The organism is Methylotenera versatilis 79 (assembly GCF_000384375.1).
Taxonomy (GTDB): Bacteria; Pseudomonadota; Gammaproteobacteria; order Burkholderiales; family Methylophilaceae; genus Methylotenera_A; species Methylotenera_A versatilis_B.
On record NZ_ARVX01000001.1, the window covers coordinates 232,914 to 252,894 of the forward strand.

Consider the following 19,981-nt stretch of genomic DNA (forward strand, 5'->3'; position numbering starts at 1 on the left):
ACTATCTAAAAATTCATAACCATTTCTTTATTTTCAGAAACAGTTTTAGTTTTTTACTAACTACTTGATTTTTATAGGCCTTCCACCCTCTTTAATTTGATCTGGCGCAAAGGGTCTGGCCCATTTTTTAAAAGACTCAAGAGAAAAAACGTTGGGGTTTCCAAACTGCTTCATGATTGGATCATTGTAAATTTGTTCATAGGATTTGTTTGGGGAGATTTTCCAAAGCTTCTTAGCTAGTTCTAGACAGGCTACTCTATTTTTACGGCGTTCTGTTAAGTCGTTATACCAATTCTCATTTTCATCATCAGAAGAGTCATATTCAGAATTAGCAATCACTGTCTGAGACTTGTTATCCCAAATATATGGAACAGGTAAATATTCTTTTTCGCACCAGCTTATAACATGAGTTCGCCTTACATATATTGAATTCAAATATGACTTATCAAAAAAATCATTATTAATGCATGCTCTTAAAATTTTAAAATGACGAAAATCAATTAACCAAGCTAATAATGAGTCATCAATCAAAATTACACGTTTTTTATTTCGCGCGGGCAACTGATTCCTGAAAATAGCCGCTGTAATTCTATGGATATTTAACTTCACTTCCCCTGGAAGTTTATCAATTTCAGTTGACTCTGGATCGCTATTGGCCCACTTGTGGGCTAAATTCCAAACTGTTTGGTAATCATTGCTATCTAAATACATATTTATCCAATGCTAATTTTTTAAGAAAACATGATTACGATGATATTCAAGATAGTTTGATTGATCAGGATTAAATCTGCCCAGATTGATTACATTTTTAATGTTCCAAAGCTGTAAAATATCTGCATCTAGATTTTTGGATACGAGCATAACTCCATCATTGCTAAATGATATTAACCCCTTATCAAATAAATAATCAATGTGCGGAGATAGCATTAAACCATTGTTACCATCTAACTTTTCTAAATCTGTAGACTTACACCACGGCTTAATATGACTAGCTCTTAGGTAGCTTTTTTTAGAAACTCCAGTAATCCTACATGCTTTCTCAATCATCCCTACTCTAGATCTAAATAATCCCTGACCACGCCTAGCTTTAATCAACTGATGCTTTTCAGTTTCGGGGATATCTTTTCGATTAAGTAGTTTTTCCTCTGCTACATTTTGGTCGTCTTCATGACCAACTGTAAACTCAGCTCGATCTATTATCTTTTCAATTTGATCGCTTAAAAGAACATTAAGCACTTTACTCATAGTAATAGGCACACTAGCCAAATATACTTGGTTACCATTACCATTTGCTTGCAGGGGTGAATACTTATCTGGCAGTGTAGGTAGTAATAAATCCATATGATTTGCTGGTTTAATTGGAGTTTCTAATTCCTGGAAGTCTACTTCTACAAACCACCCATCATCATTCCAATTTAAACCCGCATTTCCAAACTCATTAGGTTTGATTGAAGAAACTGCTTTATTTACTACGATGCCAATAGCCTTAATATAAGTATCGCAAAATGAATAAATAACATCTCCAGGCATAACTAGCGTCATATTGATATAAAACTGATTCCTTTGCCCATTAGAGTTCGTTTTCGGTGACCACATATAGCCGCCACCCACTTCATGCTTGTAAGTTTGATTTTGATTCACCCACCAATACTTCATAAATAATCCCTCTTGTGTTTATTATTGATCTTTTGACTTATCATGTTGCGTAATAATGGCCGCAATGACTAAATAATAAAAGGTAATACTCATGATTGTCTATTCAGGAACAAAACATACTTTCTCAGAGCATGTTAAAAACAATGAAATTGCTGAAAAAATTCATGAATCCTTTATTTCCACAATGGGCCAAAAATCTAGCCCTGGTGAAATCAGATCATGGGAAAACTCCATGATGTACATGTGCAATGTATTAAATGATGATGAAATTCCTCACAATGCTGGTGTTGCGATTGAATATAAAATTCCAACTAGCTCTAAAAGAATTGACTTCATTCTAACTGGCGCAAACCACTTGGAAGAAGAAATCGCCGTAATCATTGAGTTGAAACAATGGGATAAAATTCAAACAACAGATGAAGATGGAATTGTTGAAACATTCGTGGGTGGTGGTATAAGAAGAGTTACACACCCATCTTATCAAGCTTGGTCATATGCAAGGCTAATTAAAGATTTCTCTGAAATTGTTCAGCAAGATAAAATTGAAATCATACCTTGTGCTTATTTACATAACTACCATCAAGACGATGTAATCAGAGCCCCATTCTATGAGGATTATATTAATAAGGCGCCACTATTTTTAAGAAAAGAGTCTGGTGAGCTAACCAATTTTATTAAAAAGTTTATCAAATCAGGTGATCAAAAAAACACTCTGTTTAAAATCGACAATGGCAAAATTAAACCTTCTAAAAGTTTAGCAGACAGTCTTGATTCCTTGCTTAAGGGTAATCAAGAGTTTGTTATGATCGATGAGCAAAAAGTCGTTTTCGAACAGGCATTAACGCTGGCTAAAAAGTCCAATAGTAAGAATAAAAAAGTCTTAATAGTTGAAGGCGGACCAGGGACGGGGAAGTCAGTGGTAGCAATCAACCTGTTAGTGGCCATTACAAAACTCAAAAAACTTACTCAATACATTACTAGAAACTCCGCACCTAGGCAGGTTTACGAAAGCAAATTAGCGGGATCATTTAAAAAATCACATATTTCTAATTTATTTTCAGGATCGGGGAGCTATCACGATGTTAAATCTGGAATATTCGATGCACTAATTGTTGATGAGGCGCATCGTTTAAATGAAAAATCTGGCATGTTTAAAAACAAAGGGGAAAATCAGGTTAAAGAAATAATTCGAGCATCTAACTTTAGTGTGTTCTTTATAGATGAAGATCAAAAAGTAACCATTCATGATATTGGAGAAAAAGAAGAAATCAGGAAATGGGCCAGTCTAGAAGGTGCTGAAGTGTTTGAAACTGCCCTTACTTCACAATTTAGATGTAATGGTTCTGACGGTTATCTGGCTTGGCTTGATAATGCATTGCAGATTAAGGAAACAGCGAATACATCTATTGAAGATATTGAATATGACCTTAGAGTTTTCGACTCGCCTAGTGAATTAAGAAATACTATTTACGAGAAAAATAAGACTAATAATAAAGCTAGATTAGTTGCGGGTTATTGCTGGAAATGGCTAAGTAAAAATAATCCATTAATGGACGATATCGTATTCCCAGAATATGACTTCAGTGCAAAATGGAATTTATCTGACGATGGAATGTTATGGATTGTAAAAAAAGACTCTGTTAAGGAAATTGGTTGTATCCACACTTGTCAAGGTCTAGAGGTCGACTATATAGGCGTGATCATTGGGCCGGATTTAATTGTAAGAAATGGCCAAGTATTGACTGATCCGAGCAAAAGAGCAGCAGAAGACTCCTCTGTTAGAGGATATAAAAAACTAATGAAGGAAGATCCAACTTTTGCAGGACCACTAGTAGATAAAATTATTAAAAACACCTACAGAACGTTAATGACAAGAGGTCAAAAAGGTTGTTATGTTTACTCAACCGATGAAGAGACTCAAGAGTATTTTAGGCAGTTAATGCAAAGTTAAAAATCACATATGTAACCTTAGGACATATGCATATACATCCAGTCACCCCCTATTTTTACACAAAAGGAATTGGGTACAAATAAAGCGGACTTAGGAGCAAGGTCTTTAATCTCTTCCCCGTAATATAAAACCAAAAATAATAATAACGCAGCGACGGCATTTAAAAGATTTTTCAGGGTTGCTTCGTGGAAAAATTCAGATCTTTGATGCTTCACATTATTATTTGCCTTCCACCATAATGGAGATGTGTTTTCGGTTTCCCAGTTACTCCATGGTTTTAAAGTCAGTCCAAATCTTGGTACTAATACCTTAGCTTTATAGATTGCGGGGAATTCAGCCACAATTTCTCTTTGATAACTTTGTATTCCTTTTGCTCTGGATTGTGGATCTATTCCCTTACATATCAACTTCGCTATCACATCTACTTCAGCGGCTGTCGTCATCAAAAGCCTGGCTATTTCTAGCGAGTAACACTTGTAATTAATTTCTGATAGTTCAACCCATCTCGATAATTTTGAAATGTCTTCCTCAATGCTAAGAAAATAATTCCAATGCGAAAAGGTCTTGTGTTGTTCTATTCCCAATCAAATCCCCTAAATAAAATCTAAATTTTAAATCTCGTTATACTTTTTATTACTTCCTTTTGATTTTTCGATTGGATATTTGAGTGCATTTTTAGTAATCTTTTCTTGAATTATCTTGCTCACATCAAACCCGTATTTGTTAGCGATTAAAAATGCAAATGAAAACACATCGGCTAACTCATCTTTAACTTTAGCAACATCTGCATCATCAACACTTTTCCAAAGAAACACCTCTAATAACTCACCCGCTTCAATATTAAGTGCTATAGCTAAATCTTTTGGATTATGAAATTGGTCCCAATCTCTATCATCTCTAAACTTGATTAGATGTTTTGTGATTTCTTGAATATCTGACATTTGATAATTTCCAATAATTTTTCATTTAACAACAATTTCAATTTAGTACCCGGATGTTTTCTATCAAAAGACAATTGAGAAATTCTTGCTTTTCTCGTCAACTGAATAGTAAGTTTTACCGGCTACTGGATATCTGTTGACCATGTTGCCTCAAAATGCCGACGAGCTTTAGCATAATCATTTCCGCAAATTAGTGCATCTCGATCAGGATTATCTTTTTCGCAGCCTCTTGCTGGTTTATATGACTCCGCCCAAGCTTCTTCTTTCTTAGACCGCTCATTTATTTTGTTTTCAATCGCAGCGCGCTTTTCAAAGTCTATTTGTTGTGCAGCTAGTTTTTGCTGTCTTAACTCCTCTGCTTGTAATCTAATTCGCTCTTCTGTTTTCTCTCTCATAGCCTCATTTCGCAACTGAATATTCCTCATTTGCTGCTGACTTTGTGCATTAATTATTTGCATTTGCTGATTAAAAATTTCAAGCGCTTGCCTAACTTGCCACTCGATATACGCCGCTCGTATGAACCAAGCTACCAAAATTGCTGCTAGCACTGCTAAGAAAATACTTATAGGATTAACTTCATTTTTCGGAGGGGCATCAAAAAATGTACGCTGCTGATAACTCTTAATATCTTCCTTATCTAACTGCATAATCATTTCCTTATTTTTATTAAATTAAATAATACTGCTAATTAGGTCTAAATTGATATATCGAAGTTACCAGAGCGTTTTTAACTCATGCAATCAAGCTAAATTATTTCCTTCCCTATCTGAAATCCATTGGTTTATTACACTTAACCTCCAAACACTCGTTCTTTCAGTTAACTTAATTTGTTTTGGAAATTTATCTTCTTTCATCAACTTGTATATAGTGCTTCTAGCTATTCCCAACATCACAGTCAATTCTTTAATACGGATGTAGCGATCTTCTAACATAGTTAAACCTCCTAAATTTTAGAATGTGAAATTGATATCAAGCACCGATACTCTTTTGAAGGAAAACAATAGGAGCACTTTCTTTACGTCCCATACAAATCAGCATGTAGTCTGTGATTTTTTGCATAGGGGCACGTAACCTCTCCACATCAGTGATAATGTATCCAGCGGTGACATCATTCGTCATTTTATGATTAAGTAATCTTTTTAGAGAGTACGCAGAAATATCTAAGCTTTCGGCAATCGTAATAAATGTGCGCCTAAGGTCATGCGTACTAAAATTAACACCGCTTTCATTTACTACTTTTGCAATCTGCTTTTTAGGGTCAACTAAGTAACCAATATTCGTCTCGTTTGGGAATACATATTTAGTTTTGGCTTCAGCTTTCCTTTTTGTCAGTAAATCAAACAAAAAGTCTGTTAATGGCAACACGTGATCTGTGTGATTTTTGGTGTCTTTAATCACGAAAGTTTTATCTTTTAGATCGACTCGATTCCAAGTTAACTTAGCGGCTTCATTTCGCCTTAAGCCTGTCATTATTACAAATAATAAAAAATCTCTTACAACTTCACGATTAGGAGCAATCGAATCGTTTGATAAACTCATGACAGCACGATACCAAGGGGCTAAATCATAGTGTTTAATAAGCGTGTTTTTTCTGACTGGACGATGCCAAGCACGCAACTGGGTAATTCTAACAACAGGGTTGTGTCTAAAGATTGAGTCGCCGTTACTATCCTCATATTTCATAATGGCATAGTTCATGACCGCTCTAAAGTTGCGCATGGTCTTATTAGCCTGAGATGTGCTTGTTTTACCTATCTTACGAAACTTCAGCTCAACCATATCTTTAGATATTTCTATGGCTGGTTTATTCATCCAGTCAGAAAGATAAAATTCAAAGGTATGTCGATAGTCTTGGATAGTACTGGGCTGTAAATTGCCTCGCGCTTCAATATAGTTTTCTAACACTTCGGCTAGTGTAACTAGTTTGGCTTTTCTGGCTTTTTCTTCATCATGTGGATTTTTACCTCTAGATATTTCAGCCAAATAAGATTTTGCTTGTGATCGTGCTTCATCTAGCGATACAACGTTATGTCTTGCAATAGATTTTCTGATCGTTTTACTGTGTAGTTTAGCCTCAGCAAAATAAACCTTAGCTGACTTTCCAACCCTTAATCCAAAACCTAAAAGTTCTGAGTCACGATAAAAGACTTGACCTGATTTTTCGAATGCAACTTTATCAACAAATGATTTAGTTAGTTTATGCAACATTTTTATACTCCGTTCTACTATTTTCTCGTTAAAAAATTAGTAGCCACCTAGTAGCCAAAATCGAGAAAAGTACTTAAAACGCAGTATAACTATGTAAAATTTGGTAGCAATCGTTTGGCTACTAAGTTAATGTTTATTAAAAGAAAAAAGCACAATTTCAATTACAAAACAAATACTTAGAGTCAAATTCATAATCCTGGGGTCGAGGGTTCAAGTCCCTCTTTCCCACCAATTCAAGGCCATATCTTCGGATATGGCCTTTTCTTTTACTCATTTCTAATTAGCTTAGCAGTAATTAATCTATTTGCGTTTTAAACGCACGCTGCGTTATTAAGTGAAACGATTTATTTCATTAGCCTGTCTTAAACCTCTAGGCTATAAAAGTTTAAACGATGTTTAGACTAGTCGTGTGGTGCAATTAGAGGCCTCTACTTTGGATAAAAATGTGACTGAAAACGCCGCTAAAAAATTGGCAGCGACTATTATTGATAAACTAAAATCTGTTAATTAAGCAAACTATTAGCATCAATTAATCAGTAAATAAAGGCAAATTAATGAGTCAATATCAAGTATTAATCACAGGCGCAAACCGTGGCATTGGTTTGGAGTTTACTAAGCAATATGCGGCTGATGGCTGGAAAGTGCTGGCATGTTGTCGCGATCCAGAATCGGCTGACGCATTGCAGACGTTGGCAAGTACTAGCAAAAATGTACAAGTGGTCGCGCTTGATGTTGGCAATTTCAGCCAAATTGATAGCCTTGCGTTGCAATTAAAAGATGAGGTAATTGATGTGTTAATTAATAACGCTGGCGTATATCCGCAAAGCACTTTTGGCGACACTAATTACGATGATTGGGCGGCAGCATTCAAGATTAACAGTATGACTTCGTTAAAAATGGCTGAAGCATTTGTTCAGCATATTACTCGCAGTCAGCTAAAAAAAATCGCTACGCTTACCAGCAAAATGGGCAGTATTGATGATAATTCTGGTGGCGAAAGTTATATTTATCGCAGTAGTAAAACGGCGGTAAATATGGTGATGAAAAGTCTATCGATTGATTTGAAACCTTATGGCATAAGCGTTGTGACATTGCATCCTGGCTGGGTACAAACGGATATGGGCGGTGCGAATGGTTTGATTAATACGCAAACCAGCGTGACAGGATTACGGCGCGTGATTGATGCGCTAAGTTTAGAAAGCACAGGTAAATTTATTGCTTATGATGGAAAGTCGATTAATTGGTAAGTCTGTAATCTAAGACTTTTAAAAACCGATTGCTTTATAACGATATGTTTGTACGCGTTTTATTGTACAAACTTATAAAGTTGCGTGTTTAAAAGGTGCGCGCTCTTCTAACTCATTGGTGTATTCAGCTATTCCGTGCGCTTCGCGGTTTAAATAAATTTTAATAGCGCGTTCAAAATCTGGGTGAGCGATTTTATGATAAGAGTAAGTTGGGCGCGGTTTAAAGCCACGTGCTAATTTGTGTTCGCCTTGCGCGCCACCTTCAAAAAAAGTGATATTTTCTGTAATGCAAAATTGCTGCGCTTGGTAATAACATAGCTCAAAATGTAAGCCTGATACAAACTGCATGGCGCCCCAATAACGGCCGTATAACGTGGTTTGATTATAAATATTCAGTGTGCAAGCGATTGGGTTTCCATCTAATTCCGCCACAATTAATAGAATATTATTCGGCATGGTTCTGTCGATTTCTGCAAAAAAAAGACGTGTTAAGTAAGGTGTGGAATGGTGCTCGCGGTAAGTATTGGTGTAACACTGGTAGAAAAAATCCCAATCTTGCTCAGTGGCCTCAAACCCTTTAATTTGCCTACAAACGATACCAATCTGTGAGATTTTCTTACGTTCTTGATGAATTTTTTTGCGTTTATCATGACTTAATGTGGCTAAAAATGCTTCAAAGTGCTGATAATTTTTATTCTGCCACCTAAATTGCACGCCAACACGCTTTAACCAGCCACTTGCCTGCAACTGTTGCGCATCGGTTTCATCTGGGAAAAGCACATGCGCACTGGAAAGCTGATGTTTATCCATCACGCTTTCCAATGCTTCAATCATCATAGTCTGCAACTCGGGTTGTTCGGTTAAAAATCGCCTGCTGGTAATGGGCGAGAAAGGAATCGCCGACAGTAGTTTGGGATAATAATTAAATCCACTACGTTGATAAGCATCCGCCCAAGCCCAATCAAATACATATTCGCCATAGGAATGCGTCTTTAAATACAGAGGCATTGCGGCAACTAATTTTTGGTCTAACTTAACCACTAAAGGTTGCGGATTCCACCCAGTGCCCTGCCCGACCGAGCCTGAGTTTTCTAACGCGCTTAAAAATGCGTGACTGAGTAACGGCGTACCATCAGTTAATGCATCCCAATCAGCAGCTGGTATCTCGCTTAAACTATCTACAATTTCCACATGAAAATTTGGCGTAGTTTGAGTGTTAACTTTTTTTGCAGATGCTTGTTTTGAGTTGTCTTGCGGGGAAGTCATCAATACTTTTTAAATGGATTCTAAAATCAACATACTACATTACTCATTGATGTATTGATGAAAAACCGAGAGTGAAGACTGAGGTAAAAATGACTAGTAAAATGATGTTAACTAGTTGAGTGGTGATATTTTAAGTGATTGAATAAACTCAAGACTAAATAAACCTTAGATGAGCTTAGCTTGGACGTTTACGAATATTAGCCGCTTGCTTATTATCTTTAGCTTTACTTTTTTCTTTAATCGCAGTTTCAGCGTCTTGAATTTTTTGCGCTTCCATTCTAGCTTCTGCAGATTTTTGACGTTCTATTAATTTTGCTTGTGCGAGCTGTAGCTCTTCTAAAGTAATGACACCATCTTCATCTACATCGACATAGCTAAAATGACGGGCGATCTGCGGCAAACATAAAGTGGCTTCTTCGCGGTCTAGTGAATCATCATTGTCTTTATTACATTCGTTAAATCGCTTTTCAATGCTTTCTTGCATCGCTTTGCGTTTTAGTTCGATTTGAGTATGTTCTGGGTCAGTCGATCTTGCATAATCCGCCAATGCTTTGCGCAAACGGGCACGATCATCAGGGCTAAAGTTATATTCTAGCGTTTTCTCTAAACCGCTTTCATCAGCCTCTTCAACCAACGATCGATCACTCAACAGGCCGTTCTTATTTTCGGCTGAAACAGTCGTTGCAAGCAAAGTGCCAAACAATGCTAGCATCGATAAAGCTGGGGTTAGATAATGTGCTTTTAAAACCATTGTTTAATGAATTCTCATTCTTTCTAACATGATTTAGTTAACAGTGTATAGGTTTGAAAAAACTGACCAACCATCAAGATTTGCAATCATGAATCAGCATTGTTAATGCAATGTTTCATAACTATCAATATTTGTAACCATTTGTAACACTTGATTATTTAAAATTAAGGCGTTTGAAAATGCCGAAAAATTTTCACTTTTCTAGATTTATTCATCATGAGAACATATACTACGTATCCAGTAACGTTTAAGTTGCTCATTCAATCATATGAAAGCGTAAATGATGGCTGAAAATAACAAAAAAATCTTGATGGTAGATGATGACTTACGCATGCGCGAGCTGCTACAACGTTATTTAACCGAGCAAGGTTTTAATATCAAAACCGTATCCGATTCTAAAGAAATGGATGCTACGCTAGCCAATGAATCATTCGATTTATTAGTGCTAGATTTAATGCTGCCTGGTGAAGATGGTTTAGCCATTTGCAGACGCTTGCGTGGCAGCAAATTCACCTCACCGATCATCATGCTCACCGCGCGTGGTGACGAAGTAGATCGCATTATTGGCTTAGAAATGGGCGCTGATGATTATTTACCAAAACCATTCAATCCGCGTGAATTGCTTGCGCGTATCAACGCAGTATTGCGTCGCCACGAATATAGCCCAGAATCTGAAAATATTGGCAAGTTAGAATCGTTTAGTTTTGGCGAGTTTGTGTTTGATCCATCTACCCGCAGTTTAAGTCGTAACGGCATGCCAATCACTATTACCAGCGGTGAGTTTGCTTTGCTTAAAGTATTTACCGAACACCCACGCCAACCACTTTCACGCGATAGACTGATGCAATTAGCACGTGGTCGCGAGTTGGATGTATTCGATCGGAGTATTGACGTACAAGTATCACGCCTGCGCCGCATTGTAGAGCCTGATCCAGCGCGTCCACGTTATTTACAAACTATGTGGGGATTTGGTTACGTATTTATTCCTGATGGTGAAGCGTCGCACTAAGTTTTTCCACCATAGTCATAAACTCCACTATCGAATCTTAAAATTCCGCATTGAGACTCTTACCACGCAGATTGCTTTCCCGTTTAATGCTACTTATCGCCATATTATTGGCGGTAAGTATCTATGCGTCGCTTAAAATCTTTGATTATTTTGACCGTGAACCGCGCGCAACCACCGCTGCTTTACAAGCGGTAACTATTGTAAATTACACGCGCGCGTCTCTTATCGCCGCGCATGAAAATCGTCGTTTGGCTTTACTATCAGAACTATCTGGTCGCGAAGGCGTTCGGGTATATGCAGCAGATTTTTTGGAAGATATCGAGCCATTACCTAACGACCCGTTTATTAATTTAATCGCGGAAAAAATCCGTGAGCGTTTGGGTGTAGAAACCATTATCACGGTTAATCACTACGGTATTCCAGGCTTATGGATTAGTTTTAATGTAGAGCAGGATGATTTTTGGGTAGTGATTCCAAAAATTCAAGTTGATAGGCCTTTCCCTTGGCATTGGTTAGGCTGGGGCGCAGTGGTTGGTTTACTTTCATTACTAGGCGCTTATTTGATTGCAGCACGAATTAATCGGCCGCTTAATTTATTGGTGCATGCCGCAGATAGATTACGTAACGGCGAACCTGCGCCGCGCTTGCCTGAGGACAGCGTAGATGAGTTGCGCGATGTAAGTCGCACATTTAACGAAATGGCGGATTCTTTAGTGCGGCTGGATAATGAACGTACACTATTGCTGGCGGGTGTTTCACACGACATTCGCACTCCACTTGCACGATTAAGGTTAGCTGTAGAAATGCTGCCTGAGAACACCAACAGCATGAAAGCTGGCATGATTGAAGATATCGCCGATATGGATAATATCATTCATCAATTTTTAGATTTTGTGCGTGGGGTTGAGGGCGAGCCTACCAAAATGATGGATATTAACGGTTTGCTGCATGCATTATCTGAGCGCCAAGCGCGTGCTGGCCGGAATCTTAAACTGAAACTAACGTCTACTTATTTCATCCCTTTGCGCCCATTGGCGATTCAACGTTTGCTGGATAATTTAGTCGGTAATGCTTACGCTTATTCCAAAGGTGATGTTGAAGTGACCAGCAGAATCACTGCTGAAAAAATCGTCATTAGCGTGCTGGATAACGGCCCAGGCATACCGCCGGAACATGCAGAAAGGTTGTTACGCCCATTTGAACGCATGGACAGTGCGCGGAATAAAAACGAAGGTGGCAGCGGTTTAGGTTTAGCGATTTGCAACCGCATTGCCAAGCTGCATCGTGGTAGTTTAGAGTTGGTTAATCGCCCCGAAGGCGGATTAGAAGCTAAGTTAACCCTGCCAATACAGCAATAATTCAACAATAATAGATGTTAATCAATTCAGTTAAAAATACTTAACTGTATAAAAACGACCATTATTTGCGACAAAACTAATTTTAAACTGGATTAAACCAATTCAATTTTTCACGCAATTGCACCACTTCACCGATAATCGTTAAACAAGGCGGTTTCATTTCAGCAATCGCGACTTTTTCGGCCAAATCTGCCAATGTTGCAGTAACTACTCTTTGGCGTTGTGTGGTGCCTTGTTGTACCACGGCAACTGGCATTGTCGCTGGCACGCCATGTTCAATCAGCTTTTCGCATATCTCTTTTAAGCCAACCAGGCCCATATAAATAACCACCGTTTGGCGCGGGCGAGACATCGCAACCCAATCCAAGTCCAAAGTGCCGTCTTTAAGGTGACCTGTAATAAATAGACAAGCTTGCGCGTAATCGCGATGCGTTAATGGAATACCTGCATAGCTTGAAACCCCATTGGCAGCAGTAATGCCAGGCACGACTTGAAACGGCACGCCATGTTGCATCAGTGTTTCAATTTCCTCACCGCCACGCCCAAAAATAAATGGGTCACCGCCTTTTAAACGCAATACACGCTTACCTGCTAAAGCTAATCTGGCAAGCAACTCGTTAATTTCCTCTTGCGGCATCGTGTGCTGATCGCGCGATTTGCCTACGTAAATCAACTCTGCATCGCGACGTACTAACTCCATCACTTCGGGGCTGACGAGCTTATCGTATACGCAAACATCACATTGCTGCATCAATCTTAACGCTCTAAATGTCAGCAAATCTGGATCGCCAGGGCCACCGCCCACTAAAAACACTTCGCCCTTATTGGCGGTTGCATCGGCATTATTGATTATATTTTGTAGCAACTCGCGCGCGGCTTGCTCTTGCCCGGATAACACACGTTCGACCATTGGGCCTTGCAACACGCCTTCCCAAAAACGGCGGCGCAGTTGCGTGGTCGCAAACTTATCTTTTACTTGCTCACGAAACTCGCCTGCAATGGCAGCAATTCGGCCGTAAGTAGCTGGCAACATGGTTTCAATTTTGGTGCGGATATAGCGCGCAAGTACTGGCGCGTTGCCTTCAGATGAAATCGCAATGACTACCGGACTGCGATCAATAATCGAACCCATGGTAAATGTACATAAATCAGGCGCATCAACCACGTTAACAGGGATATTTTGCGCTTTTGCAGCGATTGAAACTGCAATATTGACCGCCTCATCATCGGTAGCAGCAATCACCAAGCATGCGCTTTCAATCTGCTTTTCTTCAAAATTAGCTTGAACATATTTAATCTGCCCAGCTTTTGCCATCTCTAATAATTCAGTACAGATTTCAGGTGAATATAAAGTAATTGCCGCGTGCGCTTTAAGCAACATTGTCACTTTGCGTGTTGCAACGTCACCGCCGCCAATCACCACACAATGGCGGTTGGTAATATTAAAAAAAATGGGCAATGCTTGCATGAAAATGACTTTGAATACGTTGATGCTATTTTACCTGCTACTACTCAAATACGCTAAAATTATGCTTTGATTTGCATGAATTTAACCCCTTGAACGATATAAAAGACAATTTAGTTTTACCCAAAATTTTGCCGAAAAAGGTGTTCATTAAAACCTTTGGTTGCCAGATGAATGAATACGATTCGTCGCGCATGGCAGACATGTTGAATGCTGATAATGGCATGACACAAACTGATAATGTGGATGAAGCCGATGTTATTTTGCTCAACACTTGTTCGGTGCGCGAAAAAGCTGAGGAGAAAGTATTCAGCCACTTAGGTCGATTTATTCCGCTTAAAGCGAAAAATCCCAATTTAGTGATTGGCGTGGGCGGTTGCGTGGCGTCGCAAGAAGGAGACAATATCATCAAGCGCGCACCTTATGTGGATGTGGTTTTTGGACCGCAAACTCTACATCGCTTGCCTGAGATGATTAAAAATTCTCAATCCAGCGGAAAATCTCAGGTGGATATTAGCTTTCCAGAAATTGAAAAATTTGATCATCTGCCACCACCGCGTGTGGAAGGCGTGGCTGCATTTTTAAGCATTATGGAAGGCTGTAGTAAATATTGCAGTTTTTGCGTGGTGCCTTATACCCGTGGAGAAGAAGTGTCACGTCCATTTGAGGCTATCTTGTTGGAAGCGGTGCAATTGGCAGATTTAGGCGTTAAGGAAATTACCCTACTTGGCCAGAACGTAAATGCTTACCGTGCACAATATATTACAGAGCATGATGATATTGAAGCCGATTTAGCCATGTTGATTGAAACGATTGCAGAGATTCCACAAATCGAGCGCATACGTTTTACCACTAGCCACCCGAATGAAATGAATCAGCGACTAATTGATTGCTTTGCTAACGTGCCGAAACTGGCGATTCAGTTACATTTGCCTGTGCAAGCAGGCTCTGACCGCATCTTGATGGCAATGAAGCGTAATTACACGGCTTTGCAATATAAATCCATCATTCGTAAATTAAAGACAGCCAGCCCAAATCTGACATTCACTTCTGATTTTATTATCGGTTTCCCCGGTGAAACTGAGGCGGATTTTGCGGCAACTGCCAAATTGATGCAAGACGTTGGCTTTGATTACAGCTTTAGTTTTTTATACAGCCCACGGCCAGGAACGCCGGCGGCATTTATCAAAGATGACACGCCGCAAGATGTTAAGTTGGCGCGATTGAGTAAATTGCAGGCAATCAATGAAGCGCAAGGCGATGCCATCAGCCGTAACATGTTAGGCACCATTCAACGCGTGCTGATTGATGGCGCATCACGCAAACATGCTGAACTATTAGCAGGCAAGACGGACAATAATCGTGTGGTGGATATTGCTGGCAGCAGTGATTTAATTAACACGTTTGTGAACGTTAAAATCACCGATGTATCCAATCCTAAACGATTACAAGGCCAGATAATAGAAAAGACTGTTTAATCAATGGAAATTACGTTACAACCTGAAGACAATGTGCGTTTGGCAAACCTTTGCGGCGCATTGGATGAAAATATTAAACAGATTGAAACCGCACTTGAGGTAAATATTAATCGCCGTGGCGGCACATTCAATATATCTGGCAAGGTAGACAATATGCGGCTGGCGGCACAGATGATAGAAAACTTCTACGTCCGCGCAAAAAAACCGCTTGAGTTAGAAGATGTGCAATTGGGCCTGGTTGAAATTGATAAATTAAAGCCAGAAGATGTATCAAGTACAGCAATGCCGGTTTTAATGACGCGGCGCGGCGATTTACATGGTCGCACGCCACGCCAAGTTTCTTATTTGCAGCAAATTCAGGATCACGATATTACCTTTGGCATTGGCCCAGCGGGTACAGGAAAAACCTATTTAGCTGTTGCCAGCGCAATTGATGCAATGACGCGCGACCGTGTGAAACGTATCGTTTTAGTACGCCCAGCGGTTGAAGCTGGTGAAAAACTAGGCTTTTTACCAGGTGATTTAAATCAAAAAGTCGACCCATATTTGCGGCCTTTATATGACGCATTGTACGATTTAGCAGGTTATGACACGGTGAATAAAATGTTCGAGCGCGGCGCGATTGAGGTCGCACCGTTGGCTTACATGCGCGGCAGAACATTGAACCAAAGCTTTATTATTCTGGATGAAGCGCAAAATACGACGCCAGAACAGATGAAAATGTTTTTAACGCGGATTGGCTTTGGCACAAAAGCCGTTATAACGGGCGATGTGACGCAAATTGATTTACAGCGTCACCAAAAAAGCGGCTTGGTTGAAGCGCAAAAAATATTGAAAGATGTTAAAGGCATTGCGATGACGCACTTTTTATCTGCCGATGTCGTCCGCCACCCTTTGGTACAAAAGATTATCAATGCCTACGAAGAATATGAGCTTAAAAATACTTAATTAAGTGATTGAGTGTTTTGTTTCAAAGCTTTTACATAAACTTTTTATCTGCTTTCATCATCAGAATATTAGTGATGTAGATGACGAATAACTAGCTTATCTATTAACCAGTTTACCAAGCAATCTATTTTTTATGTCTTATATAAGACATAAGTGTTATCATCATATTAAGCACATGAACAAAATGAATGCGCTTAAAACAGCCCGAAACAGTATTGCGCACAAAATGCATTCAATCACTTAACCTTTAAAATCGATAGAGGACATCATGGCACTGGTTTCACTACGTCAATTATTAGATCACGCCGCTGAATTTAGCTACGGCATTCCCGCTTTTAATGTGAATAACATGGAGCAGGTGCAGGCGATTATGCAAGCGGCAGATTCCACCAACAGCCCGGTTATTTTGCAAGCTTCTGCTGGCGCGCGCCAATATGCGGGCGAAGCTTTTCTGCGGCATTTAGTCTTAGCGGCCATCGAATCTTATCCGCATATTCCTGTGGTGATGCATCAAGATCACGGCCATACGCCTGCCATCTGTATTCAAGCGATGCGTTCAGGGTTTTCCAGCGTGATGATGGACGGCTCGCTAATGGAAGATGCTAAAACGCCATCTACTTATCAATACAATGTAGATGTGTCCAAAAAAGTGGTGGAATTCGCGCACGCGATTGGTGTTTCAGTTGAGGCAGAGTTAGGTGTGCTTGGCTCGCTAGAAACAGGTTTAGCGGGTGAAGAAGATGGTTCTGGTGCTGAAGGCGTTTTAGATCAATCTCAACTGTTAACTGACCCTGAAGAAGCGGCCGATTTTGTGCATCAAACTGGAGTTGATGCATTAGCGATTGCGATTGGCACATCACACGGTGCTTATAAATTCACCAAACCGCCAACGGGGAAAACGCTGTCGATTCAACGCATTAAAGAAATCCACACGCGTATTCCCAACACACATCTGGTTATGCATGGCTCATCATCTGTGCCGCAAGAATGGTTGAAAATCATCAACGCTTACGGTGGCGATATGGGCGAAACGTATGGCGTGCCAGTGGAGGAAATCGTAGAAGGCATTAAATATGGCGTACGAAAGGTGAATATTGATACCGATTTACGCATGGCTTCCAGCGGCGCAATCCGTCAGTTTTTTGACCAGCACAAAAAAGAATTTGACCCCAGAAAATTTTTAACCGCCGCCACTGTTGCCATGCGCGATATTTGCGTCGCGCGTTATGAGGCGTTTGGCTCAGCCGGTTACGCCAATAAAATCAAACCAATTTCTTGTGATCGTATGGCGGAACGCTACAAAAGTGGCGAATTAAATGCCATCGTTAAAATGCATGTGAAGAATGAGGTCAAATAATGAGCGCCACTCACAGCAAACGCCGCAAATTAGTCGTCGGCAATTGGAAGATGCATGGTGATTTATCGAGCAATGAACATTTGTTGGGTGACATTGTTAAAGGCTTAAGCAATTTAAAGCACGCGGATTATGTCGTTTGCCCGCCGAACACTTATCTTTTTCAGGCGCGCGAGTTATTAAGCGAGAGCAATATTGCATGGGGCGGCCAAAATGTGAATCAACATGAAAAAGGCGCATTTACCGGCGCAGTCGCCGCTCACATGCTAACAGATTTAGGTTGTACCTATGTATTGCTTGGCCACTCTGAACGGCGCGTGCTATTCAATGAAACAAATTTAACCGCGGCTGCACGCTTTGATGCATCGATTAAAGCGGGTTTAACGCCAGTGTTATGCGTGGGCGAGACACTGGCAGAGCACGAAGCGGGTTTAACTGAAGTAATTATTGCTAGCCAAATGGATGCAGTGATGGCAACGTTGAACGATGAAAATTTTGCTTCCGCCATGCGTGTGAATATGGTTTTTGCCTACGAGCCCGTGTGGGCGGTTGGCACTGGAAAAACCGCCACACCAGAACAAGCGCAAGCGGTACATGCATTTATTCGTAATCGTATTGCCAGGCGTAATAGCGAAGCGGCCACGCATGTGCGCATTATCTACGGCGGCAGTATTAAAGCCAGTAATGCTAAAAAATTATTTGCAATGCCAGATGTAGACGGCGGATTAGTGGGTGGTGCTTCGCTGTCTGCGGATGAGTTTATCTCGATATGCAAGGCAGCTAACTAATCTAAATATTGAGCTTAATTTGGGGTTAACTTAACCCCTAAATTAATCCCAAATTAAGCCAAAAGCCAAGCTCAATTCATTATTTACGCTTAGATTTTTTCTGATGGTAGCTAGCGATTCTATCAATCTCGTTTTTGCTACCCAACATAATCGGCACACGTTGATGGATACCAGTCGGGCTCACTTCTAACACGCGTTGCAAACCAGTCGTAGAACCGCCACCAGCTTGTTCCACAATAAAACTCATCGGGTTAGCTTCGTACATTAATCGCAGTTTACCCATTTTGGCTCTGGCATCACTGGGATACATAAACACACCGCCGCGCACCAATATACGATGCACTTCTGCCACCATTGACGCCACCCAGCGCATATTAAAATCTTTATCGCGCTCACCTTCCGTGCCCTGCAAACACTCATCAATATAGCGCTGCACTGGTTCTTGCCAAAAACGATAGTTGGACATATTGATCGCAAACTCTTTAGTGTCTGGCTGAATTTGCATCTGCGGATGGGTTAATACAAATGTATTGCTTGTTTTATCTAGCGTAAATCCATTCACGCCATTGCCAACTGTCAATACAAACATGGTTGATGTGCCGTATAAGGCATAACCCGCACAAATCTGTTCCTTACCTGCTTGCAGAAAATCCGCTAATTCCGGCTGATTGTTTTTAGCTTTTAATACTGAAAATATCGTACCAACTGAAATATTCACGTTCACGTTCGATGAACCATCCAGCGGATCAACACATAACAAATATTGACCATTTCTATTGGTTAAGTTAATTGGGCCAACGACTTCTTCAGAAACCATTCCCGCGATATAACCGCTTTTCTGAATCGCCTCGATAAAAATATCGTTGGTCAGTACATCCAACGTCTTCTGCACTTCACCTTGTACATTCTCAGTCACTAAACTGCCCATATTGCCAGCAATCGCACCAGCATCGATTGCAACGGCAATTTGTTTAACCGCAACGGCAATATCGTCCAAAATCGCAGTCAGCTCAGCGCTGTGTTCGCCTTGCAGATGTTGAGCTAAAAATGTTGAAATCGTCATATTTTGTGTCATGGTTTAATTATATAATCTAAACACTTCAATTACGTTACAAATCATGCCAAAACTCCATATCACCACTCAATTCGCATCTCAGCGCACAGACTTACCCACTAAAAAACAATTCCAAAAATGGGCAAAAGCGGCAATTAATGTCGATACCGAAGTGACAATTAGATTAGTAGATGAGCAGGAAGGTCGTGAACTGAATAGCATGTATCGTGGCAAAGATTACGCGACCAATGTGTTAACTTTTCCGCTCACAGAAGAGCCGCATTTAATGGGCGATATTATTATTTGCACGCCTGTGGTTGAGTCTGAAGCGCAATTTCAACAAAAATCGCTGGAAGCGCATTATGCGCATTTAACCGTACATGGCATGTTGCATTTACATGGTTATGACCACGAAATCGAGCCGCAAGCGGTGTTAATGGAAAGCTTAGAAATTTCTATTTTAGGCAAATTAGGTTATGCTAACCCCTATCTTGTTACGTAGGACGC

The 19,981-nt window shown here is 40.1% G+C and carries 20 protein-coding genes; 9 read left to right on the forward strand and 11 right to left on the reverse strand.

Translation table 11 applies throughout. The features are described 5' to 3' along the window. Positions 1-60: 60 nt before the first annotated feature. Positions 61-711, reverse strand: coding sequence for a hypothetical protein (locus tag METVE_RS0101160; RefSeq protein WP_020166612.1), 651 nt, complete (start codon positions 709-711; stop codon positions 61-63). Positions 712-723: 12 nt separating this feature from the next. Beyond that, a complete protein-coding gene (locus METVE_RS0101165; protein ID WP_020166613.1) occupies positions 724-1,656 on the reverse strand; it encodes an HNH endonuclease in 933 nt (310 codons plus the stop codon). Positions 1,657-1,747: 91 nt separating this feature from the next. On the opposite strand from METVE_RS0101165, the gene METVE_RS0101170 reads away from it, so the two are divergent. Then, the gene (locus tag METVE_RS0101170; RefSeq protein ID WP_020166614.1) at positions 1,748-3,607 is read left to right on the forward strand and encodes a DUF2075 domain-containing protein; all 1,860 of its coding nucleotides are present in this window, start codon (positions 1,748-1,750) and stop codon (positions 3,605-3,607) included. Between the two features lie 17 nt (positions 3,608-3,624). Here METVE_RS0101170 and METVE_RS0101175 read toward each other — a convergent pair whose 3' ends face one another. The 5 genes from METVE_RS0101175 to METVE_RS0101195 form a co-directional block, all read right to left on the reverse strand. Further along, entirely contained in the window at positions 3,625-4,191 is a 567-nt protein-coding gene (locus METVE_RS0101175; RefSeq protein ID WP_020166615.1) for a hypothetical protein, read from the reverse strand. 27 nt (positions 4,192-4,218) lie between these two features. Continuing rightward, positions 4,219-4,548 carry a nucleotide pyrophosphohydrolase gene (locus tag METVE_RS0101180; RefSeq protein ID WP_020166616.1) on the reverse strand — a complete coding sequence of 110 codons (330 nt, stop codon included), beginning with the start codon at positions 4,546-4,548 and terminating at the stop codon, positions 4,219-4,221. Positions 4,549-4,670: 122 nt separating this feature from the next. After that, on the reverse strand, positions 4,671-5,195 hold the full coding sequence (locus METVE_RS0101185; RefSeq protein WP_232415352.1) for a hypothetical protein: 525 nt from the start codon (positions 5,193-5,195) through the stop codon (positions 4,671-4,673). A gap of 93 nt (positions 5,196-5,288) precedes the next feature. Continuing rightward, the gene (locus METVE_RS0101190) at positions 5,289-5,480 is read right to left on the reverse strand and encodes a helix-turn-helix transcriptional regulator (RefSeq protein ID WP_020166618.1); all 192 of its coding nucleotides are present in this window, start codon (positions 5,478-5,480) and stop codon (positions 5,289-5,291) included. Positions 5,481-5,517: 37 nt separating this feature from the next. Further along, entirely contained in the window at positions 5,518-6,756 is a 1,239-nt protein-coding gene (locus METVE_RS0101195) for a tyrosine-type recombinase/integrase (RefSeq protein WP_020166619.1), read from the reverse strand. Between the two features lie 554 nt (positions 6,757-7,310). Here METVE_RS0101195 and METVE_RS0101205 point away from each other — a divergent pair. Further along, the gene (locus METVE_RS0101205; protein ID WP_020166621.1) at positions 7,311-8,003 is read left to right on the forward strand and encodes an SDR family oxidoreductase; all 693 of its coding nucleotides are present in this window, start codon (positions 7,311-7,313) and stop codon (positions 8,001-8,003) included. 72 nt (positions 8,004-8,075) lie between these two features. Here the strand turns inward: METVE_RS0101205 and METVE_RS0101210 are convergent, their stop codons facing one another. Both METVE_RS0101210 and METVE_RS0101215 read right to left on the reverse strand, forming a co-directional pair. Continuing rightward, positions 8,076-9,269: a GNAT family N-acetyltransferase gene (locus METVE_RS0101210; RefSeq protein ID WP_020166622.1), complete on the reverse strand. Its 1,194-nt coding sequence runs from the start codon at positions 9,267-9,269 to the stop codon at positions 8,076-8,078. A gap of 175 nt (positions 9,270-9,444) precedes the next feature. Continuing rightward, a complete protein-coding gene (locus tag METVE_RS0101215) occupies positions 9,445-10,020 on the reverse strand; it encodes a hypothetical protein (RefSeq protein ID WP_020166623.1) in 576 nt (191 codons plus the stop codon). A 280-nt stretch (positions 10,021-10,300) separates the two neighbouring features. Between METVE_RS0101215 and ompR the strand changes: the two genes are divergently transcribed. Both ompR and METVE_RS0101225 read left to right on the forward strand, forming a co-directional pair. Beyond that, the gene (ompR, locus tag METVE_RS0101220) at positions 10,301-11,029 is read left to right on the forward strand and encodes an osmolarity response regulator transcription factor OmpR (protein WP_020166624.1); all 729 of its coding nucleotides are present in this window, start codon (positions 10,301-10,303) and stop codon (positions 11,027-11,029) included. A 50-nt stretch (positions 11,030-11,079) separates the two neighbouring features. Further along, positions 11,080-12,387: a sensor histidine kinase gene (locus METVE_RS0101225; RefSeq protein ID WP_020166625.1), complete on the forward strand. Its 1,308-nt coding sequence runs from the start codon at positions 11,080-11,082 to the stop codon at positions 12,385-12,387. Positions 12,388-12,469: 82 nt separating this feature from the next. Here the strand turns inward: METVE_RS0101225 and cysG are convergent, their stop codons facing one another. Next, positions 12,470-13,855 (reverse strand): siroheme synthase CysG, encoded by a 1,386-nt coding sequence (gene cysG, locus METVE_RS0101230; protein ID WP_020166626.1) that lies wholly within the window; start codon positions 13,853-13,855, stop codon positions 12,470-12,472. A 128-nt stretch (positions 13,856-13,983) separates the two neighbouring features. Between cysG and miaB the strand changes: the two genes are divergently transcribed. The 4 genes from miaB (at position 13,984) to tpiA (ending at position 18,420) form a co-directional block, all read left to right on the forward strand. Further along, complete coding sequence (miaB, locus tag METVE_RS0101235) at positions 13,984-15,330, forward strand: tRNA (N6-isopentenyl adenosine(37)-C2)-methylthiotransferase MiaB (RefSeq protein WP_198290310.1); 1,347 nt, start codon at positions 13,984-13,986, stop codon at positions 15,328-15,330. A 3-nt stretch (positions 15,331-15,333) separates the two neighbouring features. Continuing rightward, positions 15,334-16,278, forward strand: coding sequence for a PhoH family protein (locus METVE_RS0101240; RefSeq protein WP_020166628.1), 945 nt, complete (start codon positions 15,334-15,336; stop codon positions 16,276-16,278). Between the two features lie 268 nt (positions 16,279-16,546). Next, on the forward strand, positions 16,547-17,635 hold the full coding sequence (gene fba, locus METVE_RS0101245; RefSeq protein ID WP_020166629.1) for a class II fructose-bisphosphate aldolase: 1,089 nt from the start codon (positions 16,547-16,549) through the stop codon (positions 17,633-17,635). Further along, entirely contained in the window at positions 17,635-18,420 is a 786-nt protein-coding gene (tpiA, locus tag METVE_RS0101250; protein WP_020166630.1) for a triose-phosphate isomerase, read from the forward strand. The genes fba and tpiA overlap by 1 nt, the downstream gene beginning before the upstream one ends. A 79-nt stretch (positions 18,421-18,499) precedes the next feature. On the opposite strand, the gene METVE_RS0101255 is transcribed toward tpiA, so the two are convergent. Next, positions 18,500-19,495 carry a class 1 fructose-bisphosphatase gene (locus METVE_RS0101255; protein ID WP_020166631.1) on the reverse strand — a complete coding sequence of 332 codons (996 nt, stop codon included), beginning with the start codon at positions 19,493-19,495 and terminating at the stop codon, positions 18,500-18,502. Between the two features lie 43 nt (positions 19,496-19,538). On the opposite strand from METVE_RS0101255, the gene ybeY reads away from it, so the two are divergent. Beyond that, a complete protein-coding gene (gene ybeY, locus METVE_RS0101260) occupies positions 19,539-19,976 on the forward strand; it encodes an rRNA maturation RNase YbeY (protein ID WP_020166632.1) in 438 nt (145 codons plus the stop codon). Positions 19,977-19,981: the final 5 nt, after the last annotated feature.